This window comes from Pseudomonas sp. Wu6, assembly GCF_019891515.1.
GTDB classification, from domain to species: domain Bacteria; phylum Pseudomonadota; class Gammaproteobacteria; order Pseudomonadales; family Pseudomonadaceae; genus Aquipseudomonas; species Aquipseudomonas orientalis_A.
The window spans coordinates 1-23,003 of the sequence record NZ_JAFLXH010000016.1; the positions used below are offsets into that span (position 1 = coordinate 1).

A 23,003-nucleotide genomic window follows, 5' to 3' on the forward strand; every position below is an offset into this window, starting at 1 on the left:
CAATGAACGACGAATGCATTCATCGTTAGACTATTTGCCGCCCAATCAGTACGAGCGGCAAACAGCCTGAAAACACCGATTGAGGTGTCCGGAAAAAGTTGACCACCTCAAACCATCGGGGGCATGCCCCCTCGCACATTTACCTGCTGTGTTTTGAGGATCGTCCACCTCTGGGTACAATCACCGCCCTCTCCCACTCCCCAAGGAACCGCCATGTCCGGGCTTGAACTGTTCGCCGCCGCACTGGGGGTGATCGCCGTCTGGCTGACGGTCAAGCAGAACCCCTGGTGCTGGCCCATCGGCCTGGTAATGGTGCTGCTCTATACCTGGGTGTTCTACGACGTAAAACTCTACTCCGACATGTTGCTGCAAGTGGTGTATGCCGTCCTTCAGCTCTATGGCTGGTGGCAATGGACCCGCGCAGGCGCGGTCAGGCAGGGACGCCAGGTGACTCGCCTGGGCATGCCGGCGGTCATGACCGGCCTGGCCGTGGGCGCTGTCGGTAGTCTGTTGCTCGGCGCCGCAATGGCTCACTGGACCGACGCCGCCCAGCCCTGGCTCGACGCGGCGCTGACCGGTTTCAGCCTGGTGGCGCAGTTGTGGATGGCGCAAAAACGCGTGCAGTGCTGGCCGTTGTGGATCGTGCTGGATGTGATTTTCGTCGGGTTATTCCTCTACAAAGGCCTCTACCTCACCGCCACGCTGTATGCGCTGTTTACCGTGATTGCCGTGCAAGGCTGGCGTGAATGGCGCGCCGACCCGGCGTTGCACGTATGAAAGTGGTGGTGCTGGCAGGCCCGGAATCGAGCGGCAAGAGCTGGCTGGCCGCAGAGCTGCATGCGCACTTCGGCGGGCTGATGGTGGGTGAATACGTGCGCCATTTCATCGACGAGCATCAACGCGATACCTGCCTGGCGGATATCCCGGCGATCGCCCGGGGCCAGTTGGCCTGGGAGGATGCGGCGCGCGCCCGGCGCCCGGCGCTGCTGATCCTCGACACCCACCTGCTGACCAACCGGCTCTGGAGCCAGACGCTGTTTGGCGATTACCCAGGCTGGCTCGACAGCGAACTGCTGGCCCGTCACTACGACCTGCATCTGCTGCTGTCCCCGGAAGACGTGGAATGGAGCGCCGACGGCCAGCGCTGCCAACCGCAACTGGCGGACCGCCGGGCGTTCTTCCAGGCCAGCCTGGACTGGATGCACGCGCACCATCAGCCGGTGGCGGTGATCAGGGGAGACTGGCAAGCGCGCCGGGTGGCGGCGTTTGCGGCCGTCGAACGCTTGCTCGCGTCTGCAACGAGCGATTAACGCTTCTTACGCGTACCGAGCTCGATCCAGGTCGGCGCATGGTCGCTGGCATGCGCCTCGTTGCGCACCCAGGCATCGACGCCGGCATTCTTGAGATAGGGCTTGAGCGCGGGGTTGAGCAACAGATGGTCGATGCGCAGGCCTGAATTCTTCTGCCAGTGCTGGCGAAAATAGTCCCAGAACGTATACACCCGTTCTTCGGGGTACAAATGCCGCACTGAATCCGTCCAGCCCTGTTCCAGCAGGCGTTGATAGCAGGCCCGACTCTCGGGTTGCAACAATGCATCCTTGAGCCAGGAGCGCGGGTTGTAGATGTCCAGGTCAGTGGGCACCACATTGAAATCCCCGGCCAGCAGCACCGGATGTTCACTGGCCTGCAACGCCCGGGCGTAGTCGATCAGGCGTTCGAACCAGGCCAGTTTGTAATCGAATTTCGGCCCCGGTTGCGGGTTGCCGTTAGGCAGGTACAGGCAACCAACCAACACGCCATGCACGGCCGCTTCGATATAGCGGCTTTGATCATCGCCGTCGTCACCGGGCAGGCCGCGCCGGCTTTCCAGTGGTTGCACGTCCCTGGCCAGGATCGCCACCCCGTTCCACGAGGCCTGGCCCAGGCAAATCGCGCCGTAGCCGGCCGCCTCGAAATCGGCATAGGGAAACAGGCTCTCCGGCGCCTTGAGTTCCTGCAGGCAAACGATGTCCGGCTGCTCGCGCGCCAGCCAGTCCAGCAGGTTAGGCAGGCGGGCACGAATACCGTTGATGTTGAAGGTGGCGATTTTCAGCGCTTTCATGGCTGGGGTCCTTTCGGGGCTCCTGGGGTAGAGCCCGGAAAGGCCGCAGATGTTCCATGCGCGAGCGAGTCGGGTGTCAGTACCCCAACGACAGCCCGGTATTGCGACGCGGGTCATTCGCGCCATAGAAGCGGTTGTTGCCCACCGGCTTGGCATCCAGGGCCGGAGCGCCCACCAGGATGGCGGCCACGTGATTGGCATCCTGCGGCCCGGCGAACGTATGGCACCAGCTTTCGAGGAGCTTGCGGGTATCCGGGCTGACCGCAAAGGTTTCCAGGTTGGTAGCTGGCGGAATCCACTGCTGGTGGAAACGCGGCGCGTCCACGGCCTCCTGGATGTTCATCTTGTAGTCGATGACATTCAGGATGGTCAGCAAGGTGGCGGTGATGATGCGGCTGCCGCCCGGCGTCCCCACCACCATGACCGCCTTGCCATCCTTGGTCACGATGGTCGGGCTCATTGACGACAATGGCGCCTTGCCTGGCGCAATGGCATTGGCTTCACCCTGGACCAGCCCGTACATGTTCGGCACGCCGACCTTGACGGTGAAGTCGTCCATTTCATCATTGAGGATCACCCCGGTCTTGCTTGCCATCACGCCCGCGCCAAACCAGTCATTGAGGGTGTAGGTGACGGAAACCGCGTTGCCCCAGGTGTCGACGATGGAGTAGTGGGTGGTGTTATTGCCTTCATGGGGCGATACCCCCGGCTTGATCGCCTGGGAATCCCCGGCCTTGTGCGGCTCGATCGCGTCGCGCAGTTTCGCCGCGTAGTTTTTATCCAGCAGATGCGCGATCGGGTTCTTCACGAAGTCCGGGTCGCCGAGGTAGCTGTTGCGGTCCACATACGCGTGGCGCATCGCTTCGATCTGATAGTGCAGGCCCTGGGCCGAGTGATAGCCCAGATCCGCCATCGGGTAGCCTTCGAGGATATTCATGATCTGGCAGATCACCACGCCACCGGAGCTGGGCGGCGGCGCCGAGACCACGTGGTAGCCACGGTAGTCGCACTCGATGGGCGCCAGTTCGCGGGTTTTGTATCGGTCCAGGTCAGCCTGGGTGATCAGCCCCTTGCCGGCCTGGCTGGAGTCGACCAGGGCCTTGGCGACCCAACCTTTATAGAAGCCATCGCTGCCCTTGGCGGACACTTCCTTGAGGGTCCTGGCCAGGTCCTTCTGCACCAGCGTCTGGCCGACCTGCAGCGGTTGCCCGTTGTGCAGGAAGATCGCGCGCAGGTCCTGATCTTTTTCAAACTCTGCGGTGGCGGTGTGCAGCAGGTCGATGTCGCCCTGCTCCAGGGCAAAACCGTTTTCTGCCAGCTTGATCGCCGGCGCAATCACCTGGGCGCGCTTGAGCGTGCCGTATTTGTTCAGGGCCAGCTCCATGCCGGAAACAGTGCCAGGCACGCCGACAGCCAGGTGACCCTTGGCGCTCAGGCCCTCGATGACGTTGCCGTCTTTATCCAGGTACATATTGGCCGTTGCCGCCAAAGGGGCTTTTTCGCGGAAGTCGAGGAACGTCTTGCGCCCGTCCGCCAGTTGCACGGTCATGAACCCGCCGCCGCCCAAGTTGCCCGCCGCCGGGTACACCACGGCCAGGGCGTAACCGACCGCAACGGCCGCATCCACCGCATTGCCACCGGCCTTGAGCACATCCACGCCCACCTGCGTTGCCAAATGCTGGGCGGTGACCACCATGCCATTTTCCCCGGCCACCGGGGCCTGGGAAGCGGCCTGCACACCACTGACCGTCAACACCAGGACAGTGGCAATCAAGGTGCGGTTGAAGGCTTGGTATTTCATCCGTGACTACTCGAGTGATTGAGATGCACCAAAATAGCCCTTCCCTGATTCGATCCCCAGCGCAATGGCGTTTTTATGACAGAGCTTGTCGGTGATGGAACGGTAGCCCGAAATATTCAGCGCTGGCCTATAAAACGAATGGCGCTAGAATCAGCGCCACTCTTTATACCCCCCCTGATACGAGCACCCCATGAGCTTTGATTTCGACACGATCCACCCACGCCTCGGCACCGGCAGCACCAAGTGGAACCGCTACCCGCAAGACGTGTTGCCGATGTGGATCGCCGACATGGACATCGCCGCCCCGCCCGCCGTGCTCGAGGCCCTGCATGCGCGCCTCGACCAGCAGGTGCTCGGCTACAGTGTCGCCGGCCCGGACGTGCGCGAGGCGATCATCGCCGACCTGTGGGCCAAGTACGCCTGGCGTGTTGAACCGGATGAGCTGTTGTTCCTGCCCGGCGTCGAGCCGGGTTTCAATATGGCGCTGCACGCGTTCGTCCAGCCGGGCCAGCCGGTGGTGCTGCAAACCCCCAACTATCGGCCGATTCGCCTCGCACCCGGCCACTGGAACCTGCCGCGCATCGAAGTGCCGTTCGAGCTGATTGATGGCCGATACCGCACGCCGCTGGCGGCCATGCGCGATGCCTTGAGCGGTGCCGGTGCGCTGCTGCTGAGCAACCCGCACAACCCGATCGGCAAGGTCTTCCCCCGCGACGAGCTGCTGGCGATTGCACAGGCGTGCATGGAAAACGGCGCGCTGATCATTTCCGATGAAATCCACGCCGAGCTGTGCTTTGACGGCCGTCGCCATATTCCCACCGCCAGCCTCAGCCCCGAGATCGCGCAACGCACCATTACGCTGATGTCGGCCAGCAAGGCCTATAACGTCGCCGGCCTGAAGACCTGTTTTGCGGTGATCCAGAATGCCGCGATTCGCGAGCGTTTCAACCAGGCTCGCTGCGGCATGGTCGACAGCGTCAGCCCCCTCGGCCTGGAAGCTACCCGCGCCGCCTACAGCGCATGCGGCGACTGGCTCGAAGCGCTGGTGCACTACCTGCAAGGCAACCGTGACTACCTGCTCGACGCCGTGCAAACCCGCCTGCCCGGCGTGGTCATGCACGCGCCGGAAGGTACATTCCTGGCCTGGCTCGATTGCAGCGCCCTGGGCCTGGAAGATCCGCAACAGTTTTTCCTTGAACAGGCCAAGGTTGGGTTGAGTGCCGGGATCGAGTTTGGCGATGACAGCCAACAGTTCGTGCGCCTGAACTTCGGCTGCCCACGGGCGATGCTGGAAGAAGGCTTGCAACGCATGGAGCGCGCCCTGCGCCAGCTGTAAGTGACGAGGGACCGGGGCAGCGCGGCGGCCCCGTTCTCATGCGTGTCTCAGAGTTTGGCAATCGACACTTCGGTGGATTTCACGAAGGCAATCACTTCACTGCCCACTTTCAGCTCCAGGTCGCGCACCGAACGGGTGGTGATGACCGAAGTGACGATGCCGGACGCAGTCTGCACGTCGATTTCCGACACCACTTCCCCCAGCAGAATTTCCTTGATGGTGCCCTTGAACTGGTTGCGCACGTTGATCGCTTTGATGGTCATGTCGGCTTTCCTTTTGGCTGTTGGGTCAATCCGCACGAATGCGCAGGCCCTCAAAATGCGCCATCGAGAAAAATAATAAAAGGAATATATAACTCTTTATTTATTCGATATGGATATATAAAGCATTGCCCATCCCAGCACTTCAGGACAGCGTGACCCAATAGCGGGTCCGCGCCTGTACGTGCAACCCCAAGCTGGAGGCCAGCAGGTCGAGGATGCGATCGGTATCGTCCAAACGAAAACTGCCGGTGACCCGCAACTGTTCCAGGCGCGGGTCCCAGCGCAGCACGCCCGGGCGATAACGCGCCAATTCCCGCAGGAAATCCCCCAGCGCCTGGTTCTGCGCGGTCAGTACACCGTCGCGCCAGCCCAGTTGCAGCGCATCGAACGCGACCCAGGCGCCGAGCCCGGTGCTTTTCAACGGCGCTTGCTGACCCCCTTGCAAGGTTGCCGTGCGCCCGTCCAGGTCGCGTACCCGCACGGAGCCCTTGAGCACAGACACCAGGCAACCGGCGTCCAGTTGCCGAACACACACTTCAGCCTGGCTGACCGTCAGCTCGCCGTAACGCGTCTGTACCCTCACCGCCGTCGCTGCGGGTACATTCAACGCCAGCTCACCCTCGACCAGGGTGATGCGTCGCTGCGCCGGGTCCACGTCCACCGCCGTCGCGGTATTGAGTTGCACGCTGGCGCCGTCAGCCAATGCCATGCGCGTGCGCTCCCCCGTGGCCGTGTGCAGATCGGCGCGCCAGGTCTGGATGGGCAATTGCCTGCTGAGCAGCCAGGCCGTCGGCAGCAGTGCCGCTATGCCCAGCGCGCGCTTGAGCACGGCACGCCGTCCGGGTTGCGGGCGATCAAGGCTGGCCATCGCCAGGGCCTGCGGCAAGTCGCTGAAACGCTGGCGCAGGGCCTGCGCGCTTTGCCAGGTCTGTTCGTGCTGGGGATGGCTGTCACGCCAGCGCTGCAACGCGACGTGGTCGCGCTCGGTGGCCGCGCCTGACTCCAGCAGCGCCAGCCACTGGGCGGCGGCGCGGGCAACGTCGCGGTTCACAGGTTCACCAGCAGGCAGTGTTCATAGGCCTGGGCCATGTAGCGTTTTACCGTGCGTTCACACACATTGAGGCGTGCGGCGATCTCCCGATAGCCCAGGCCTTCCAGCTGGCTCCACAGAAAAGCGCGGCGCACCCGCACTGGTAACCCCTCAAGCAGGTCGTCCAGGGCGTGCAAGGTTTCCAGCAACAGCCAGCGTTGTTCCGGCGAAGGCACGCAGGCCTGCGGCAGGCTGGCCAAGGCATTCAGATAAGCCTGTTCGAGGCTGCGCCGCTGATGGAAATTCACCAGCAGGCGTTTGCCGACGGTCACCAGATAGGCGCGCGGCTCCTGCATCTGCTCGATCGGCTGCGCGCTGGCAAGCACGCGCAGGAAGGTATCCTGGCTCAGGTCCGCGGCGTCCCAGGCATTGCCCAAACGCCGGCGCAGCCAGCTTTCCAGCCAGCTGTGATGGTCGCGGTACAGGCTCGACACGGTCGGTTCGGGGGCATGGGTCGGTACAACAGCATCATTCATGGCAAGCGACCTGCGCGGCGCGACTGAGTCTCAAATGAGATTCATTCTATTTAATGTTGCGTCGCTATACCACGATCTTTTCAACGCAACGTTTAAAAACTAAGACGATCTTCTTGCGCGTTGACCTCCCCTGTTACACACCATATAGTGTGCCCACAAACAGAACAGACCACTACATAGTGTGCAGTATCGGTATTTTCCGACCACACTCTGCGCAGTATTTCAATGCCTGAAGCCTGCAAACCGCCTATTTTTTGGACGGGTCCACACACCGTCAGAACAGATCTGGAAGGAGTATTTCAATGCTGAGTTGGGATGAAGTCGACAACGAAGACAGCGTTGCAGCGGTAGTCAGAGGCGCCAACGCCGGCCACGCCACCGAAGCCAACATGGACCGCCTCGACGGAGCCGGCGCCGCCGCCGCCATCGAAGCCCGCGCCGTCACCGCCAGTGATTCGGCCGCCATCGCACGCGCCAAGGCCGAACTGGACAAACTCGACGTCGCCGAAGGCCTCGCCGAACTCGAAGGCGCCTCCGCCCGCGTCGCCGTTGACGAAAAGCGCATGATCAACTGCCGCGCCGACCTCAACCAACTCGTGCCCTTCAAGTACGACTGGGCCTGGCAGAAATACCTCGACGGCTGCGCCAACCACTGGATGCCGCAAGAGGTCAACATGACCGCCGACATCGCCCTGTGGAAAAACCCCGAAGGCCTGACCGACGACGAACGTCGCATCGTCATGCGCAACCTCGGCTTCTTCTCCACCGCCGACTCCCTGGTCGCCAACAACCTGGTGCTGGCCGTGTACCGCCTGATCACCAATCCCGAGTGCCGCCAGTACATCCTGCGCCAGGCCTTCGAAGAAGCGATCCATACCCACGCCTACCAATACTGCATCGAATCGTTGGCCATGGATGAAGGCGAGATCTTCAACATGTACCACGAGATCCCATCGGTCGCTAAAAAAGCCGCCTGGGGCCTGAAGTACACACGCTCGATCTCCGATCCGAAGTTCGAAACCGGCACCGTCGACACCGACAAAGAGCTGCTGCGCAACCTGGTCGCCTACTACTGCGTCCTGGAAGGCATCTTCTTCTACTGCGGCTTCACCCAGATCCTGTCCATGGGCCGCCGCAACAAAATGACCGGCGTGGCCGAGCAGTTCCAGTACATCCTGCGCGATGAGTCGATGCACCTGAACTTCGGGATCGATGTGATCAACCAGATCAAAATCGAAAACCCGCATTTGTGGGATGCCGAGATGAAGGAAGAAGCGACCCAGATGATTCTGCAGGGCACGCAGCTGGAGATTGAATATGCGCGGGATACCATGCCTCGCGGTGTTCTCGGTATGAACGCGGCGATGATGGAGGATTACCTCAAGTTCATCGCTAACCGTCGTTTGTCGCAGATCGGTCTTAAAGAAGAGTACCCAGGGACGACCAACCCGTTCCCGTGGATGAGCGAGATTATGGACTTGAAGAAAGAGAAAAACTTCTTCGAAACCCGCGTGATCGAGTACCAGACCGGTGGCGCGCTGAGCTGGGATTGATTAACAGCACAGCTCCAAAATGTGGAAGGGGGCTTGCTCCCTCCCACATTGGGAACGCGGTGTTCCATAACTTTGCAAATTGCCTTTATGCCCAATCAAACCATCAAAACGCCCTGCGTAGGCCTGTGTTCCACCGTCTACGGTGACCTGGTCTGCCGGGGCTGCAAGCGTTATCACCATGAAGTGATCCAGTGGAACGGCTATAGCACCGAGGAAAAGCACGCGGTGTGGCTGCGCCTGGAGCAGTTGCTGGTGCAGGTGATGAGCAGCAAGCTGGAAGTCTTCGACCCGCAGCGCCTGCGCCAGCAACTGGAAGATCGCAAGATTCGCTTCATGCCGCAGCAGTCGCCGTATTGCTGGGCGTACCAGCTGATTGCCCGGGGTGCGCGGGTCATGTCGAACCTGGACGCCTATGGCCTGGCGTTGCTGCCGGAGTTTCGCGAGCGTCCCCTCACCGACTTGCGCGATGCGATTGACCGCGAGTTTTTCCTGCTGTCCGAAGCCCATTACGAGCGCTACATTGCCCCGGTTTTTCTGCGCGAAACCTTTGGTCCAGCCCTGATCGCCACGCTCTGACGCACAATTGTGTTTAAAATGCCGCCCGCTCAACGACTGACGCTCACCGATGACCCCAGACGCACTCGCTACCCTGCACGCCCATCTGCTCACTGCCCTGGCCACCCCGCCCGCTGAAACCCGCCGCCTGTTCCACGGCCGTGGCCGCTGCTGGCCGGGCCTTGAGCAACTGACGGTGGACTGGCTGCAAGGCGTGGTGCTGGTGGCGCTGTTCAAGGAGACCGAGCATCTGCAGGCCTTGAAGCAGCTGTTGTTGCAGATCGACTGGGCCGGTTGCGGCGCCCATACCGTAGCGCTGCAACACCGCTATCTGCCGCAAAGCACCACCGAGTGGCTGGTCGGTGACGCCCTCGACGAGCTGACCATTACCGAAGGCGGCCTGCGCTACCTGATCGACTTGGGTAAAAAGCAGAACAGCGGCCTGTTCCTCGACATGCGCTACGGCCGCAACTGGGTGCGCGAGCAGGCCAAAGGCCAGCGCGTGCTTAACCTGTTTGCCTACACCTGCGGGTTTTCCGTGGCCGCTGTCGAAGGCGGCGCCGAGCATGTGGTGAACCTGGACATGGCCCGTGGCGCCCTGAGCCGTGGGCGCGACAACCATCGCCTCAATGGTCACGACTTGAGCAAGGTGACCTTTCTGGGCCACGACCTGTTCAAGTCCTGGGCCAAGGTCACCCACAGCGGCCCCTATGACCTGGTGATCATCGACCCGCCGTCCTTCCAGAAAGGCAGCTTCCTGCTGACCAAGGACTACCAGCGCGTGCTGCGTCGCCTGCCGGACTTGCTCACGCCCCACGGCACGGTGCTGGCGTGCATGAACGATCCGGCGTTCGGCGAAGACTTCCTGATCGACGGCGTCAGCCGCGAGGCAGCGGGCCTGCGCTTTGTAGAACGCCTGGAAAACCCGCCGGAATTCCCGGATATCGACCCTCAAAGTGGCTTGAAGGCCCTGGTGTTTCGCCAGGGCTGATGCCGAAACTTGCTGCGCTTGCTACGCTAAGCCATACGCCGGGTGGTGAACCTTATCCCCGCCTTCCCGGTCGATACCTGCATTCCCCGGCCAGACTCGACGGCGTTACGCTGTCGGCTGCCCCGTTTGATCCTTTGGAGAACCGCCCGTGATATCGACCCTGCATGTAGCCAGAATCAAAGCCTGGGGTGCCCACGGCTTCACCGCCACGGGCGTGGTATTGGCATTCCTGGCCACCCTGGCGCTGCTGGAAAACTCACCCAAGGCCTGCCTGCTGTGGCTAGGCCTGGCCCTGGTGGTCGATGGCCTCGACGGCTCCCTGGCGCGACGGGTCAACGTCAGCACGGTGCTGCCCAGCTTTGACGGCTCGGTACTGGACCTGGTGATCGATTACCTCACCTACGTGTTCATCCCGGCACTGTTTATCTACCGCTATATCGACCTGCCGGAATTTACCCACCTGTTTGCGGTGTCGGTGATCCTAGTGTCGTCGCTGTTCTGTTTCTGCAACGTGAACATGAAGAGCAAGGACAACTATTTCGTCGGCTTCCCGGCGGCGTGGAACGTGGTGGCCCTGTGCGTGTACATCATCCAGCCGGACGCATGGGTCACCCTGCTGACCGTGATCGGCCTGGCGCTGCTGACCGTGACGCCGATGAAGTTCCTGCACCCGTTCCGGGTCAAGCGCTTCATGCCGATCAATATCGCGGTGACCACGATCTGGTTGCTGTGCAGTTTCCTGATGGTGGTGGATTATCCGAACACCAACCCGTGGACGTTCGGGCTGTGGTCGCTGATGTCGGCGTACTTTCTGGGCATCTGCATCTGGCGCACGGCGCTGGAATGGCTGGGTACCCATAAATAACCCAGCACCCAGGATCAAAATGTGGGAGGGGGCTTGCCCCCGATGGCCATAGGTATCTACACAACTCTGTAGCGCCCAACCGTAACCACGATGCGAAGCGAGTCGCTCTTGATCTTGATCTGCTTTTGATCTTAGGCGCCCCGTTAAACCACGCTGGCCGAACGCAGGCTTGAATCCGTGGGTAACCCGGCAGGACGCCGGGTTAGCCGCACTGGGCCAGGGATGGCCCATTGCGGCGGCCCACGGATTCAAGCCGGAGAGAGGGCACACCGAGCCTAGGCGAGGTGCCGAGTGGTGGGGCAAGAGCGTTTTGCTTACTTTTGCGCTTTTCAAAAGTGAGCCGCCGTAAGGGCGGAACCCTAAGCAGCCGTTACCTAAATAATGGATATGTACCCGGTCCAATCCAACATCCTGGTCGGCCCTCAGGCCGCCATCGGGGGCAAGCCCCCTCCCACATTTGGTTTTGCGCACATCCGGGGGGTAAGATGGCGGCCTTCCCAGCAGCCCCGCCAACAATAAGCCCTGCCCATGCCCTTCGAACTCAGCGTTGACCTGACCACCCTCGCCATTCTCGCCGTCGTGGCCTTTGTTGCCGGTTTCATCGACGCCATCGCCGGCGGCGGCGGCCTGCTCACCACCCCTGCCCTGCTTACCGCCGGCATGCCACCGCACCTGGTGCTGGGCACCAACAAGCTCAGTTCCACCTTTGGCTCGGCCACCGCCAGCTTTACCTTCTACCGCCGCAAGCTGTTCCACCCGCGCCAATGGGTGCATGCCATCGTCGGTACGCTGATCGGTGCGCTGACCGGCGCCGTGGTCGCGCACTATTTGCCCGCCGAAACCCTGAACAAGATGCTGCCGGTGATCGTGTTTGCCTGCGGGGTGTACCTGCTGTTCGGCGGCACGCCCAAGGCGCCGCTGGACGCCGAGGCACCCATCAAGAAGAAATGGCAGGCCACCCAGGGCTTCGGCCTGGGGTTCTACGACGGCGTGGCCGGGCCAGGCACCGGCGCGTTCTGGACCGTGAGCACGATGCTGCTGCACCCGATCGACCTGGTGAAGGCCAGCGGCGTGGCGCGCAGCATGAACTTCGTCAGCAACGCGGCGGCATTGACGGTGTTCATCATCAACGGTTCGGTGGACTGGATCGTCGGCCTGGCGATGGGCATCTCGGTGATGGGCGGCGCATTCTTTGGCGCTCGCAGCGCCATCAGCGGCGGCGCCAAGTTCATTCGCCCGGTGTTCATCACCGTGGTGCTCGGCCTGACCGTGCGCCTAGCCTGGCAGCACTGGTTCAGCGTGGCCTAGGCGGCGCGCCACATAGAGGTCGATCAGGTAACGCGCAATCGAGCGTGACGCCGGCAACGGCGGCAGGTCGTGGATATTGAACCACTGCGCATCTTCGATTTCGTCGGCCTGGGGCACGATGTCGCCACCGGCATACTCGGCATGAAAGCCCAGCATCATCGAATGCGGGAACGGCCAGCACTGGCTGCCCATATACTGCAGGTTCTTCACCTCGACCTGCACTTCCTCGCGCACCTCACGGATCAGGCAGTCTTCAGCCGACTCACCCGGCTCGGCAAAGCCGGCCAGGGTGCTGTAGACCCCGGTGACAAAGCGTGGCGAGCGCGCCAGCAGGATTTCATCGCCACGGGTCACCAGCACGATCATGCTCGGCGAAATCCGCGGATAGCTGCGCAGGTCGCAGGCTTGGCAGTACATCGCCCGTTCCCGTGGCACCTGGACCATGGCCTGGCCGCAACTGCCGCAGAAGCGATGCTCGCGCGCCCAGGTGCCGATCTGTGCGGCATAACCCAGCACTTTGTACAGCGTGTGATCGCCTTGCAGCATAAAGCCGCGCAGGCCTTGCCAGCTGCAGCCCGGCACCTCAGCAGTACCGTTGATTTCCAGCAGGTACACCGGCTCGCCATCGAGATGCCCGATGCCGTGTTCGGCAAAGACCGACAGGTCCTGGCGCTTGAGCCATTCGCGGGGGAACAGCGGCCCGTTGGCATCGTGCAAAAAGCCATCGCGGCTGCGGGCCACGGCCCAGCCGCCGGCGGCGTCGTTGTCCAGCAGCGTTGTGGTAATCCAGCCTGGGGTCATATCAATCAATCCACGAATTCGGGTGTCTGTTTGCTCATATGGGCCGCGATGGCCACGCGCAGGTCGTTGGATTGCAACATAGCCGAGTTCCAGGTGGCAACGTATTCCAGGCCGTCATTGATGCTGTGGTCGCGCATATAGCTGATCATCGCCTTGGTGCCGGTGATGGCAATCGGCGACTTGGCGGCGATTTCATGGGCGATGGCCATGACGCCCGCCAACAGGCTGGTCGAGTCGGCATACACGCGATTGACCAGGCCGATGCTGCGCGCTTCTTCGGCGCCGAACTGACGACCGGTGTAGGCCAGTTCGCGCAACATGCCGTCGCCGACGATGCGCGGCAGGCGTTGCAAGGTGCCGACGTCGGCGGCCATGCCGATGTCGACTTCCTTGATCGAGAACAGCGCATCCTCGGCGGCGTAGCGCATGTCACAGGCGCTGATCAGGTCGATGGCGCCGCCGATGCAATAGCCGTGGATCGCTGCCAGCACCGGCTTGCGGCAGTTGTCGACCGCATTGAACGAGGCTTGCAGTTCGAGGATCTTGCGCCGCAGCACGCGCGCGTTACGGCCCACATCCTTGCCGAGCTCGTTGGCTACCGAAGCGAGCATCATCAGGTCGATACCGGAGGAAAAGTGCTTGCCAGCACCGCTGAGCACCACCGCGCGCACGGCATCGGTGTCTTCGACCCATTGGAAGATATCGATGATTTCGCTCCAGAACGCCGCGTTCATCGCGTTGATCTTTTCCGGGCGGTTGATCTGCACATGGGCAACGTTGCCGTTGAGTTCGACGACGAAAGCTTGGTATTCGGACATGGCAGTGATCCCTGACTGGCGAGTGATAAGGCCTGAACTATAACAAGGCCAGGCAACGGCGCATCGGCCAAAAGCGGGACTGGCAAAAAACCTTGCCAGGCGCCATCCTTGGCGCTTTAAGCCGCCCCACTGCGGCGTTCGACGTTTGAAGGATATGCCCCATGCACGCCCAGCCCCTCACCCCCGCCGATTTCGACCTGATCGAAGAGACCCTGCTCAAGTACGGCGACGACCATTCGGTGCTGAACCTGGCTGAACTCGACGGTTATTTCACGGCCTTGGTCTCCAGCCCGACGCAGGTGGAGGTCGCCGAATGGTTCCCGGCAATCTGGGGCGGGCAGAACCCGGACTGGGAAAGCCCCGCAGAGGCCGGGCAGTTCCTGGACCTGTGTGTACGCCACTTCAACACGCTGGCGGCGCAACTGGCCGGCGACTCCAGTGAGTTCAAGGCCCTGTTCGATGAAAAAGAGCACCACGGCCAGTCTGTGACCCTTGCGGAAGAATGGTGCTTTGGCTACATCCGTGGCGCCGCCATTGGCAACTGGCCAGCGCTGCCCGCCGAACTGGCCGTTCAGTTCGAAAAAATCTCCTGGTGCGCCGAGCAGGATAATTTCGAGTTGCCGGCGGACCTGGATGTGCAGGCTCATCAGCACCAGGTCGGCGAAATCGAACCGGCCGCCCGAGCGCTGCACGATTACTGGCTGAGCCAGCGCTAAATCTCGACAAGCACCGCACCTTTGGCCGATTATTCGGGTCCGCCCCGTCGGCCACTCCATGCCACCTCGCCTTGATCAGGAGCCTTGTCCCTTGAGTTCGCAGAAAACCGTGACCGTTACACCGCCCAACTTTCCTCTCAATGGCAAGGTCGCGCCCCCCGGCTCCAAATCCATTACCAACCGCGCCCTGTTGCTGGCGGCCCTGGCCAACGGCACCAGCCGCTTGAGCGGCGCCCTGAAGAGCGACGACACCCGCCACATGTCGGTAGCCCTGCGGCAGATGGGCGTGATCATCGATGAGCCGGACGACACCACCTTCGTGGTTACCGGCCAGGGCAAACTGCAATGGCCGGCGCAACCGCTGTTCCTCGGCAATGCCGGCACCGCCATGCGCTTTCTCACCGCCGCTGTCGCCACCGTGGAAGGCACCGTGGTACTGGACGGCGACGACTACATGCAAAAGCGCCCGATCGGGCCACTGCTCGCCACCCTCTGCCAGAACGGCATCCGGGTCGACAGCCCGACCGGCTGCCCACCGGTGACCGTGCACGGCGTGGGCAAGGTCCAGGCCAAGCGCTTCGAGATCGATGGCGGGCTGTCCAGCCAATATGTATCGGCGCTGCTGATGCTCGCAGCCTGCGGCGAAGCGCCGATTGAAGTCGCATTGACCGGCAAGGACATCGGTGCCCGTGGCTATGTGGACCTGACCCTCGATTGCATGCGTGCCTTCGGCGCTCAGGTTGAAGCCGTCGACGACAGCACCTGGCGCGTGGCCGCGACCGGCTACACCGCCCACGATTACCTGATCGAACCCGACGCCTCCGCAGCCACCTACTTGTGGGCCGCAGAAGTATTGACCGGCGGCCGTATCGACATCGGCGTCGCCGCCGAGGATTTCACCCAGCCGGACGCCAAGGCCCAGGCAGTGATCGCCCAGTTCCCGAACATGCCGGCTACGGTGGTGGGCTCGCAGATGCAGGACGCCATCCCGACCCTGGCGGTGCTCGCCGCCTTCAACAACACCCCGGTGCGCTTTACTGAACTGGCCAACCTGCGCGTCAAGGAATGTGACCGCGTGCAGGCGCTGCATGACGGCCTCAACGCAATCCGTGCGGGCCTGGCGACCATCGAGGGCGACGATCTGCTGGTGGCCGCCGACCCGGCCCTGGCCGGCACATCGTGCAACGCATCGATCGACACCCATGCCGACCACCGCATCGCCATGTGCTTTGCCCTGGCCGGGCTGAAAGTCTCGGGCATTCACATTCAAGATCCGGACTGCGTGGCCAAGACCTATCCTGGGTACTGGAAGGCCCTGGGCAGCCTCGGCGTGACGCTCAGCTACTAAGGCCACCGCGCAGGTTACGGGAGGGCACGCACATGACCATTCGCCAACCCTGCCCGCCCGGCGCCTGCGTCTGCGAGCGCGAACGCTTGCTGGAGGCGCCCGGCGCCGACCTGCGCATTCTCAACCTGACACGCCAGGAAGAAAAACGCCTGCTCGAGCGCCTGGAAAACCTCAAGAGCCTGCAGGACCTGGAGCATATGCAGCAGCGTATGTACGAACAATTGGGCATCCGCCTGCATATCGCGCCGGGCCATACCGAGGTCAAGAGCATGCGCGGGATCCAGATCGTCATCGACGAACTGCCCGGCCTGTGTCGCAAGACCCGGCAATCGATCCCGGCAGCGATTCGTCGCGGCATGGAGAAGCAGCCCGAGATTGCCTACCGCTTGCTGGACGCCCACGACCTGTTTCGCGACGCTTGAATCACCCGGCGACTGTCTCACGCTCAAACAGCCCCTGCCCGACCATCCTGGCCTTGTGCAAATGCGCCTGGGCACTGTCGGTTTCCGAGTCCAGCAGCAGCTCCGAGGTCAGCACCTGCGCGCCGCAATAGTCAAAGATCCCGTAATCGATCTGCGTGCGCATGGCCTTGGCATAGCCGTGCCGGTCAAAGGCGCTTGCATCCGCAGCGCCCAAGGCCAGCAGATGCACCTGCAAGTGCCGCAGTTTCTTGGTCATGGGGATGTCCGGGCCGTACTCGATCGCCCAGCCGTTGACGAAGACGCGGTCGATCCAGCCCTTGAGCAACGCCGGCATGGACCACCAATAGATCGGGAACGCCAGCACCAACGCGTCGGCGCGGTCGATGCGTGCCTGTTCGGCCCGCACATCCGCCGGCGGCATTGCCCCGCTGCGGTGTACCCGGTGGTCAGCGGCGGTGTAGCGTGGGTCGAAACCTTCCGCTGCGAGGTCGGCGATTTCAAAGGTGTGGCCGCAAGCGCTCAAACCCGCGCCGACCTGCTCGGCCACGCTGCGGGTGAGGGATTGCGGGTCGTGATGGGCAACAACGATCAGTGCGTGCATGGCATGGCGTCCTTTTGGGCTTAATCTACCTTTAGTAAGTTACCATTCTTAAGTTACTTTTGGTAGATAGCAGGATGAGGTCTGTCTGATAAACCAGATCAACTGTGGGAGGGGGCTTGCCCCCGATGGCGGCCTCTGGGCCGACCAGGATGTTGGATTGGACCGGGTACATATCCGTTTCTGCGGTAACGGCTGCTTAGGGTTCCGCCCTGACGGCGTCTCACTTTTGAAAAGCGCAAAAGTAAGCAAAACGCTCTTGCCCCACCACTCGGCACCTCGCCTAGGCTCGGTGTGCCCGAACGCAGGCTTGAATCCGTGGGCCGCCGCAATGGGCCATCCATGGCCCAGTGCGGCTAACCCGGCGTCCTGCCGGGTTACCCACGAATTCAAGCCTGCGTTCGGCCAGCGTGGTTTAACGGGGCGCCTGAGATCAAAAGCAGATCAAGATCAAGAGCGACTCGCTTCGCATTGTGGTTACGGGTGGGCGCGGCTGCGTTGTGTAGATACCTATGCCCGGATGAGGGAGTGCCAGTGAATGCATCTGCAACTGACACACCGCTATCGGGGGCTAGCCCCCTCCCACAGTTTAATCTTCAGTGTTCGAACCTCTTGCCAAACGCTCGCTCACAAACATCCGTACCTTGCGCGTTAGTTGATCCAAATGCCGATCACGCTGCTTTTCCGCATCGACCATGGCGCGCTTACCGTGCTTTTGCAGCAGGTAGGTATGGATCTGCCGCACTTCCAGCGAGCTGTAGATGGCAGCCACGTCCAGCACCCCCATCAGCCCATCGGTCCCGTAGTCCCGCGTATTCATCAGCACTTGCGTGCCGCGCACGCCGCGCACCTTGAAGCCCATGGCTTCGAATGCGGGGACCTTCTCGACCGAACACGCCAGTTCCGCATGGGGATAGCGCGCCAACACGTCATCGAGCATGGCCCGGGCCACGCCCTGGCGCCTGAAACCGGCGTGCACGGCCATAAAGGCCACGCCACAGGCTTGAGGGTCGTCCTTCACCGGCAGGTACAGGCAGAAGCCGACGACGGTCTCGTCCTGCATCGCCACGACCAGCTCAACGCTGATGCCCTTCGAGCCGTCCAGCGCCTCGAGATACAGGTGCACCTCAAAACCGATGGCGTACTGGTAGATGTTATAGAGCAGGTTACTGGGCGCCAGGGCCACGCTGCTGATGTCGGTGAGGTTGTCGACCACCATCTGCAGGATCTGGCTGTTGACCGGTTCGGGACAGGGCGTGGTGTAGCGGGTAAGGCTGAACATGCAAATTCCTGGGGTTTCACGTCGAGGCAGCGGCAATTGTACCTGTTGCGCGCCGTGTCGCCGGAGTGCTCGACAGCCGCCACTCAACAATTGAGTGAAAAAAGTTCGGACCAACGGGTGCATGCATGCCCCTGGATCGCGCATCATGGGCACTTTCAAGCTCAAGGGTAACGTCCATGCGCGTTCTGTCATTGATGATGGGTCTTACGACGCTGGCCGCCAGTACGGTGTTCTGCGCCAGCGCGATGGCGAATGAAGAAAGTCAGTTGGTGCAACAGATCAACCAGTACCGCAGCCAGGTGCAGCGCTGCAACGACCAGGGTTCCCAGGAGTTGCCGCCGCTGGCCAGTGACACACGGCTGGTGCTGCCGGCCTCCAATGTCGGCGATTTGCAGCAGTCGCTGGCGCGGGCCGCGTACCCGATGGTCAACGTGCAGGCCATCAGCCTGTCCGGGCCCAGGGACGCCGAGGCCGCCATGAAGGCGGTGCGTGAGAGCTTCTGTCGCGTGGTGCTCGACCCGCAATTCGTCGATATCGGCGTGAGCAACAACGGCCAGGACTGGCGCATCGTACTGGCGCGTCCGCTGCTGACCAGTGGCCTGGGCGACTGGCAGACCGAAGGCCGCAAGCTGCTCGACCTGATCAACGCCGCCCGCGCCCAGCCGCGCGAGTGCGGCACCCAGGCGTTCACGGCGACCACGCCGCTGTCGTGGAACGACGACCTGGCCAACGCCGCCAACAGCCATACGCGCAACATGGCCAACGGCAACTTTTTCGATCATCTCGACCACGATGGCCGTACCCCCGGCGACCGCGCCGAGCTGGCCGGCTATGTCGGGAAAAATATCGGCGAAAACATCGCCGCCGGTCTCGATACGCCGCGCAAGGTAATCGACGGTTGGCTCGCCAGCCCCGGCCATTGCGCCAACCTGATGAACCCGCAATTTCGCGATTTGGGCGCGGCCTACGCGATGGACCCGAAAAGCGATGCGGGCATCTATTGGACGGGGCTGTTCGGCACACAATAAAGCCTGCGGCCGAGCCGCCAAATGAGCAATAAAATCAAAGTGCTATCCGGGAGAGTAACGTGCTGAACTGATTGCGGTCATACCGGTCTGTAGCTAGGCAGTCTGACCTCTTCAAGGCTTAACTACGCGTAGCGAAAAAGGTGTGAACCCAATGATGAATTGGCTGCAAGGCAGCAGCGAAATGGCAGAGCGGGTTCGTCGGCATGATTGGACCCATTCGCCCCTGGGGCCGCTTGAACACTGGCCGGACGTGTTGAAGACCACCGTTGCGCTGTGCTTCGCCTCCAGCTTCCCCCAGGCCATCGTCTGGGGGCCGCAGCTGATCACCCTCTACAACGACGCCTTCGTGCCGATCCTGGGTAACAAGCCCGATGCCCTGGGCCGTCCGTTCAGCGACGTGTGGCACGAAGTCTGGGATGACATCAGCCCTATCGCCGACACCGCGTTCGCCGGTCAGGCCACCTATATCGAAGACTTTCCGCTGTTGATCCAGCGTGGCGAGGCCCCTGAACAAGCGTATTTCACCTTTTGCTACAGCCCGATTCGGGATGCCCAGGGTCGGGTGGTCGGGTTGCTCGATACCGTCACGGAAACCACTGCCACGGTGTTTCTCGCCCGGCGCCTGGCGGTGCTGGAGGCTATCGGCAGCAGCGTCGCCACTGCAACCGACGCTGAAGCCATCATGAATTCGACCACCCGCTTGTTGGCCAAACACCTGCAAGTGTCGATTTGTGCCTACGCCGACATGGAAGACGATCAGGACGGTTTTACCATTCGCGGCGACTGGTCGGCGCAAGGCTCGCCGAGCATCGTCGGCCGTTACAGCCTGGCCGCGTTCGGTGAACGCGCGATGACCTGCCTGCGGGCCGGCGAGCCCTTGGTGATCCGCAATAACGTGCTCGAATTGCCGGCCCATGAAGCCGCGAATTTCCAGGCGCTCGGCGTGACGGCGACCCTCTGCATGCCCCTGATCAAGGACGGCCGCCTCACCGCATTGATGGCCGTGCACGACAGACAACCCCGCTACTGGTCGCCCTATGACCTGGCCCTCCTGGGCGAAGTCACCGAACGTTCCTGGGCACATATCGAACGCGTACGCGCCGATGCCGCGGTGCGTGCGGGGCTGGCGGCCTATACCGAACTCAATGCGACCCTCGAGCAGCGCGTGGAAGAACGCACCCGCGCCCTCGCCCAGGCCGAAGCCGCGCTGCGCCAGTCACAAAAGCTTGAGGCCATCGGCCAGCTTACCGGCGGCGTCGCCCATGACTTCAACAACCTGCTGACGATCATCCGCTCCTCCGTGGATTTCCTGCGCCAGCCGGGGCTGTCGGAAGAACGCCGGCAACGCTACATGTGGGCGGTGTCCGATACCGTCGAGCGCGCCAGCAAGCTCACCAGCCAACTGCTCGCCTTTGCCCGCCGCCAGCCGCTGAACCCGCAGGTGTTCGACGTCAGCCAACGGGTGCGCAACATCGGCGAGATGCTCGAAAGCGTTACCGGCGCACGCATTCAAGTGCAGGTGCAATTGCCCGATCAGCCCTGCTTTGCACGCATCGATCCGAGCCAGTTCGAAACCGCCTTGATCAACATTGCGCTCAATGCCCGCGACGCGATGAACGGCCAGGGCACCCTGACCATCAAGGTCATCGGGCAGCAGCCACTGCCGCGTATTCGCGGTGACGCCGGGTCGCGCCTGCCTCACCTGTGCATTTCCCTGGCCGACACCGGCAGCGGTATTTCCAGCGAGACTTTCGAACGCATTTTCGAACCGTTTTTTACCACCAAGGCCGTGGGCAAGGGCACCGGGCTGGGTTTGTCGCAAGTCTTCGGCTTTGCCAAGCAATCGGGCGGCAATATCGATGTGGCCAGTACCTTCGGGCTGGGTACGGTGTTCACCCTGTACCTGCCCCAGGTGGAGGGCGAAGTCGCACCACCGCAGGCCGAGCATCCAGCGCTGCTACCACCGCAGGACGTTACCCAATGGCATGTGCTGATCGTCGAAGACAACCTTGAGGTAGGACGTTTCGCCTGCCAGATCCTCAAGGACCTGGGTTACCAGACCACCTGGGCGACCAATGCCGAACAGGCGCTGACACTTGCCGGCAAAGACGCGGAGGCTTTCGACGCGATTTTTTCGGATGTGGTGATGCCGGGGATGACCGGTGTCGCCATGGCCAGGCTGCTGCGTCAGCGCCGTGCGGACCTGCCGGTGGTGCTCGTGTCGGGCTACAGCGAAGAACTGGCGGACAATGGGTACGAGGGCTTTGAGTTCCTCGCCAAACCCTACTCCGCCGAACAGGTCGCGCGGGCGTTAGCCAGGGCCATGGCCAAGGATCAGCCCGCCACGGCGACCTGATTACGCCCCAGCGCCTTGGCCCGGTACAGCGCCTTGTCGGCGCTGTCCATCAAGCCATTCAGGTCCAGCGGCTCGGCGTGGGTCGATGCAAGGCCCAGGCTGGCACTCAGCCCCTGCACCGGGTCGGCGCGCAGGTCGCCAATGGCCTGGACCAGTTGCTCTGCAATGCTGCGCGCGGTCTCCAGAGACGTATTGGGCAGCAATATTGCGAATTCTTCGCCCCCCAGACGACCGGACACATCGACCTGGCGAAACGAGGCGCTGATCACGCCGCCAATCTGGCGCAACACCTGATCGCCGGTCTGATGACCGTAGGTGTCATTGATGCTTTTGAAGTGATCCATGTCCAACATCAGCGCGCACAACGGCTGCTGCTCGCGATGGCATTGGGCGTACAGCGCCTGGGCACGCTCGAAGAAGGCACGACGGTTCATCAACCCGGTCAGTTCATCGGTCTGGGCGGCGTGGGTTGAAAGGGTGTGCGCACGTTCCATCTGGCGGGTCAGGCGAAAGGCTTTTTCCAGGGCATCGGAGAGCTTGCGCGTGGCGCCCACTACAAAGGAGGAAAACACCAACACCGCCAGCGCCACGCCCACCTGCATCGGCGACGGCTGGAACAAAAGCCACAGGGTACACGGCAGCAGCACCAGGCCCATGGACCCCAGCGACATGGAGCGATAAGCCGAATAGCACGACACTGCGCTGACCGACATGCCCACGGCAAACAGCATGACCAGCACTTGGGACAGGCGGTCATCGACGGGCATCACCGCCAGCGCCCCGCCGCCCCAGATCCCCGCCGACAGCATCAGTGTCAGCCAGTAACGACGCTCCCAGCGCGCGGGCGTGCGTTCGCTGTTGGGGCAGCGGAACCATTCAAGGAACAGCTGCAGGCGCACCAGTGAGGAACCCGCCAGCAGCACCAGCCAGACCACCATGACCTGGTGATCGAAACGCTCCCAGCACAGCCAGCAGAGCATGATGGCGGCCAGGCAGGCGCCAAAGATGGCCGAGAATGACTGGCGAAACAGCTGATGCAAACGGTCGGTTCGCACCTGTTCTTCGATGACGTGGTCCGGGTCTTGCCCATGCCCAAGGCTATGCATGCGATTCGCCTGTTTGGCTGCTCCGACAGAGGCGCCATTGTGGCACCCTGCCAGTAGCCCGGACAACAGGATCCTGCGTGCTAGAGCGTTTAACCCTTCTGAGCGGATGCTCTGCAATCCAAATGTGGGAGAGGGCTTGCCCCCGATGGCGGCCTCAGGGCCGACCAGGATGTTGGATTGGACCGAGTA

Annotated in this window: 23 protein-coding genes; 13 read left to right on the forward strand and 10 right to left on the reverse strand. The window is 62.2% G+C overall.

Annotated elements, in window-relative coordinates:
* Positions 1-213 precede the first annotated feature (213 nt).
* Together pnuC and J1G34_RS13070 are read left to right on the forward strand one after the other, a co-directional pair.
* Complete coding sequence (gene pnuC, locus J1G34_RS13065) at positions 214-777, forward strand: nicotinamide riboside transporter PnuC (protein ID WP_222994158.1); 564 nt, start codon at positions 214-216, stop codon at positions 775-777.
* Positions 774-1,310 (forward strand): AAA family ATPase, encoded by a 537-nt coding sequence (locus J1G34_RS13070; RefSeq protein WP_065896925.1) that lies wholly within the window; start codon positions 774-776, stop codon positions 1,308-1,310. The genes pnuC and J1G34_RS13070 overlap by 4 nt, the downstream gene beginning before the upstream one ends.
* On the opposite strand, the gene xth is transcribed toward J1G34_RS13070, so the two are convergent.
* Both xth and ggt read right to left on the reverse strand, forming a co-directional pair.
* Entirely contained in the window at positions 1,307-2,101 is a 795-nt protein-coding gene (gene xth / locus J1G34_RS13075; protein WP_222994159.1) for an exodeoxyribonuclease III, read from the reverse strand. The two genes, J1G34_RS13070 and xth, sit on opposite strands and share 4 nt — an antisense overlap.
* A 76-nt stretch (positions 2,102-2,177) precedes the next feature.
* Positions 2,178-3,902: a gamma-glutamyltransferase gene (gene ggt / locus J1G34_RS13080; RefSeq protein WP_222994160.1), complete on the reverse strand. Its 1,725-nt coding sequence runs from the start codon at positions 3,900-3,902 to the stop codon at positions 2,178-2,180.
* Between the two features lie 190 nt (positions 3,903-4,092).
* Between ggt and J1G34_RS13085 the strand changes: the two genes are divergently transcribed.
* Positions 4,093-5,238: a MalY/PatB family protein gene (locus tag J1G34_RS13085; protein WP_222994161.1), complete on the forward strand. Its 1,146-nt coding sequence runs from the start codon at positions 4,093-4,095 to the stop codon at positions 5,236-5,238.
* A gap of 47 nt (positions 5,239-5,285) precedes the next feature.
* On the opposite strand, the gene J1G34_RS13090 is transcribed toward J1G34_RS13085, so the two are convergent.
* From J1G34_RS13090 to J1G34_RS13100, 3 genes are all read right to left on the reverse strand, one after another.
* Entirely contained in the window at positions 5,286-5,501 is a 216-nt protein-coding gene (locus J1G34_RS13090; RefSeq protein WP_057725249.1) for a TOBE domain-containing protein, read from the reverse strand.
* A 142-nt stretch (positions 5,502-5,643) separates the two neighbouring features.
* Positions 5,644-6,552 carry a FecR domain-containing protein gene (locus J1G34_RS13095; RefSeq protein ID WP_222994162.1) on the reverse strand — a complete coding sequence of 303 codons (909 nt, stop codon included), beginning with the start codon at positions 6,550-6,552 and terminating at the stop codon, positions 5,644-5,646.
* Complete coding sequence (locus J1G34_RS13100; protein WP_222994163.1) at positions 6,549-7,067, reverse strand: sigma-70 family RNA polymerase sigma factor; 519 nt, start codon at positions 7,065-7,067, stop codon at positions 6,549-6,551. Before J1G34_RS13100 ends, J1G34_RS13095 begins: the two co-directional genes overlap by 4 nt.
* Positions 7,068-7,369: 302 nt before the next feature.
* On the opposite strand from J1G34_RS13100, the gene J1G34_RS13105 reads away from it, so the two are divergent.
* The 5 genes from J1G34_RS13105 (at position 7,370) to J1G34_RS13125 (ending at position 12,339) form a co-directional block, all read left to right on the forward strand.
* Positions 7,370-8,620, forward strand: a complete 1,251-nt coding sequence (locus tag J1G34_RS13105; RefSeq protein WP_130138868.1) for a ribonucleotide-diphosphate reductase subunit beta — start codon at positions 7,370-7,372, stop codon at positions 8,618-8,620.
* An 87-nt stretch (positions 8,621-8,707) separates the two neighbouring features.
* The gene (locus tag J1G34_RS13110) at positions 8,708-9,196 is read left to right on the forward strand and encodes a DUF1289 domain-containing protein (RefSeq protein ID WP_222994164.1); all 489 of its coding nucleotides are present in this window, start codon (positions 8,708-8,710) and stop codon (positions 9,194-9,196) included.
* A gap of 49 nt (positions 9,197-9,245) precedes the next feature.
* The gene (locus tag J1G34_RS13115; protein ID WP_065936230.1) at positions 9,246-10,166 is read left to right on the forward strand and encodes a class I SAM-dependent methyltransferase; all 921 of its coding nucleotides are present in this window, start codon (positions 9,246-9,248) and stop codon (positions 10,164-10,166) included.
* A 148-nt stretch (positions 10,167-10,314) separates the two neighbouring features.
* Complete coding sequence (pcsA, locus tag J1G34_RS13120) at positions 10,315-11,031, forward strand: phosphatidylcholine synthase (RefSeq protein WP_065892588.1); 717 nt, start codon at positions 10,315-10,317, stop codon at positions 11,029-11,031.
* Between the two features lie 528 nt (positions 11,032-11,559).
* A complete protein-coding gene (locus J1G34_RS13125) occupies positions 11,560-12,339 on the forward strand; it encodes a TSUP family transporter (protein WP_065884472.1) in 780 nt (259 codons plus the stop codon).
* On the opposite strand, the gene nudC is transcribed toward J1G34_RS13125, so the two are convergent.
* The gene (gene nudC / locus J1G34_RS13130) at positions 12,307-13,140 is read right to left on the reverse strand and encodes an NAD(+) diphosphatase (RefSeq protein ID WP_065898302.1); all 834 of its coding nucleotides are present in this window, start codon (positions 13,138-13,140) and stop codon (positions 12,307-12,309) included. The two genes, J1G34_RS13125 and nudC, sit on opposite strands and share 33 nt — an antisense overlap.
* A gap of 5 nt (positions 13,141-13,145) precedes the next feature.
* Positions 13,146-13,958, reverse strand: coding sequence for a crotonase/enoyl-CoA hydratase family protein (locus tag J1G34_RS13135; RefSeq protein WP_065895438.1), 813 nt, complete (start codon positions 13,956-13,958; stop codon positions 13,146-13,148).
* 161 nt (positions 13,959-14,119) lie between these two features.
* Here J1G34_RS13135 and J1G34_RS13140 point away from each other — a divergent pair, with 161 nt between their 5' ends.
* The 3 genes from J1G34_RS13140 to J1G34_RS13150 all read left to right on the forward strand — a co-directional run bounded on the left by J1G34_RS13140 (position 14,120) and on the right by J1G34_RS13150 (position 16,444).
* Positions 14,120-14,674 (forward strand): UPF0149 family protein, encoded by a 555-nt coding sequence (locus J1G34_RS13140; protein WP_222994165.1) that lies wholly within the window; start codon positions 14,120-14,122, stop codon positions 14,672-14,674.
* 91 nt (positions 14,675-14,765) lie between these two features.
* On the forward strand, positions 14,766-16,022 hold the full coding sequence (locus J1G34_RS13145; protein ID WP_222994166.1) for a 3-phosphoshikimate 1-carboxyvinyltransferase: 1,257 nt from the start codon (positions 14,766-14,768) through the stop codon (positions 16,020-16,022).
* Between the two features lie 32 nt (positions 16,023-16,054).
* Complete coding sequence (locus tag J1G34_RS13150; protein WP_065895435.1) at positions 16,055-16,444, forward strand: hypothetical protein; 390 nt, start codon at positions 16,055-16,057, stop codon at positions 16,442-16,444.
* 1 nt (position 16,445) lies between these two features.
* On the opposite strand, the gene J1G34_RS13155 is transcribed toward J1G34_RS13150, so the two are convergent.
* Together J1G34_RS13155 and J1G34_RS13160 are read right to left on the reverse strand one after the other, a co-directional pair.
* On the reverse strand, positions 16,446-17,045 hold the full coding sequence (locus J1G34_RS13155) for an NAD(P)H-dependent oxidoreductase (protein WP_222994167.1): 600 nt from the start codon (positions 17,043-17,045) through the stop codon (positions 16,446-16,448).
* Positions 17,046-17,631: 586 nt separating this feature from the next.
* Positions 17,632-18,324: a GNAT family N-acetyltransferase gene (locus J1G34_RS13160; protein WP_222994168.1), complete on the reverse strand. Its 693-nt coding sequence runs from the start codon at positions 18,322-18,324 to the stop codon at positions 17,632-17,634.
* A gap of 176 nt (positions 18,325-18,500) precedes the next feature.
* Here J1G34_RS13160 and J1G34_RS13165 point away from each other — a divergent pair, with 176 nt between their 5' ends.
* Both J1G34_RS13165 and J1G34_RS13170 read left to right on the forward strand, forming a co-directional pair.
* Positions 18,501-19,352 (forward strand): CAP domain-containing protein, encoded by an 852-nt coding sequence (locus tag J1G34_RS13165; RefSeq protein ID WP_065895432.1) that lies wholly within the window; start codon positions 18,501-18,503, stop codon positions 19,350-19,352.
* A gap of 151 nt (positions 19,353-19,503) precedes the next feature.
* Complete coding sequence (locus J1G34_RS13170) at positions 19,504-21,708, forward strand: GAF domain-containing protein (protein WP_222994169.1); 2,205 nt, start codon at positions 19,504-19,506, stop codon at positions 21,706-21,708.
* Here J1G34_RS13170 and J1G34_RS13175 read toward each other — a convergent pair.
* Positions 21,687-22,814 carry a GGDEF domain-containing protein gene (locus J1G34_RS13175; protein WP_122463949.1) on the reverse strand — a complete coding sequence of 376 codons (1,128 nt, stop codon included), beginning with the start codon at positions 22,812-22,814 and terminating at the stop codon, positions 21,687-21,689. The genes J1G34_RS13170 and J1G34_RS13175 overlap by 22 nt on opposite strands.
* Between the last annotated feature and the right edge of the window lie 189 nt (positions 22,815-23,003).

What these genes read in the sequence shown, in the direction of transcription:
- xth (WP_222994159.1), bottom strand. Translation starts at nt 2,101, where the DNA reads ATGAAAGCGCTGAAAATCGCCACCTTCAACATCAACGGTATTCGTGCC.
- pnuC (WP_222994158.1), top strand. Translation starts at nt 214, where the DNA reads ATGTCCGGGCTTGAACTGTTCGCCGCCGCACTGGGGGTGATCGCCGTC.
- J1G34_RS13115 (WP_065936230.1), top strand. Translation starts at nt 9,246, where the DNA reads ATGACCCCAGACGCACTCGCTACCCTGCACGCCCATCTGCTCACTGCC.
- J1G34_RS13125 (WP_065884472.1), top strand. Translation starts at nt 11,560, where the DNA reads ATGCCCTTCGAACTCAGCGTTGACCTGACCACCCTCGCCATTCTCGCC.
- J1G34_RS13155 (WP_222994167.1), bottom strand. Translation starts at nt 17,045, where the DNA reads ATGCACGCACTGATCGTTGTTGCCCATCACGACCCGCAATCCCTCACC.
- J1G34_RS13135 (WP_065895438.1), bottom strand. Translation starts at nt 13,958, where the DNA reads ATGTCCGAATACCAAGCTTTCGTCGTCGAACTCAACGGCAACGTTGCC.
- J1G34_RS13100 (WP_222994163.1), bottom strand. Translation starts at nt 7,067, where the DNA reads ATGAATGATGCTGTTGTACCGACCCATGCCCCCGAACCGACCGTGTCG.
- J1G34_RS13085 (WP_222994161.1), top strand. Translation starts at nt 4,093, where the DNA reads ATGAGCTTTGATTTCGACACGATCCACCCACGCCTCGGCACCGGCAGC.
- J1G34_RS13150 (WP_065895435.1), top strand. Translation starts at nt 16,055, where the DNA reads ATGACCATTCGCCAACCCTGCCCGCCCGGCGCCTGCGTCTGCGAGCGC.
- J1G34_RS13070 (WP_065896925.1), top strand. Translation starts at nt 774, where the DNA reads ATGAAAGTGGTGGTGCTGGCAGGCCCGGAATCGAGCGGCAAGAGCTGG.
- ggt (WP_222994160.1), bottom strand. Translation starts at nt 3,902, where the DNA reads ATGAAATACCAAGCCTTCAACCGCACCTTGATTGCCACTGTCCTGGTG.
- J1G34_RS13105 (WP_130138868.1), top strand. Translation starts at nt 7,370, where the DNA reads ATGCTGAGTTGGGATGAAGTCGACAACGAAGACAGCGTTGCAGCGGTA.
- J1G34_RS13165 (WP_065895432.1), top strand. Translation starts at nt 18,501, where the DNA reads ATGCGCGTTCTGTCATTGATGATGGGTCTTACGACGCTGGCCGCCAGT.
- J1G34_RS13140 (WP_222994165.1), top strand. Translation starts at nt 14,120, where the DNA reads ATGCACGCCCAGCCCCTCACCCCCGCCGATTTCGACCTGATCGAAGAG.
- J1G34_RS13110 (WP_222994164.1), top strand. Translation starts at nt 8,708, where the DNA reads ATGCCCAATCAAACCATCAAAACGCCCTGCGTAGGCCTGTGTTCCACC.
- J1G34_RS13160 (WP_222994168.1), bottom strand. Translation starts at nt 18,324, where the DNA reads ATGTTCAGCCTTACCCGCTACACCACGCCCTGTCCCGAACCGGTCAAC.
- J1G34_RS13170 (WP_222994169.1), top strand. Translation starts at nt 19,504, where the DNA reads ATGATGAATTGGCTGCAAGGCAGCAGCGAAATGGCAGAGCGGGTTCGT.
- J1G34_RS13175 (WP_122463949.1), bottom strand. Translation starts at nt 22,814, where the DNA reads ATGCATAGCCTTGGGCATGGGCAAGACCCGGACCACGTCATCGAAGAA.
- J1G34_RS13090 (WP_057725249.1), bottom strand. Translation starts at nt 5,501, where the DNA reads ATGACCATCAAAGCGATCAACGTGCGCAACCAGTTCAAGGGCACCATC.
- nudC (WP_065898302.1), bottom strand. Translation starts at nt 13,140, where the DNA reads ATGACCCCAGGCTGGATTACCACAACGCTGCTGGACAACGACGCCGCC.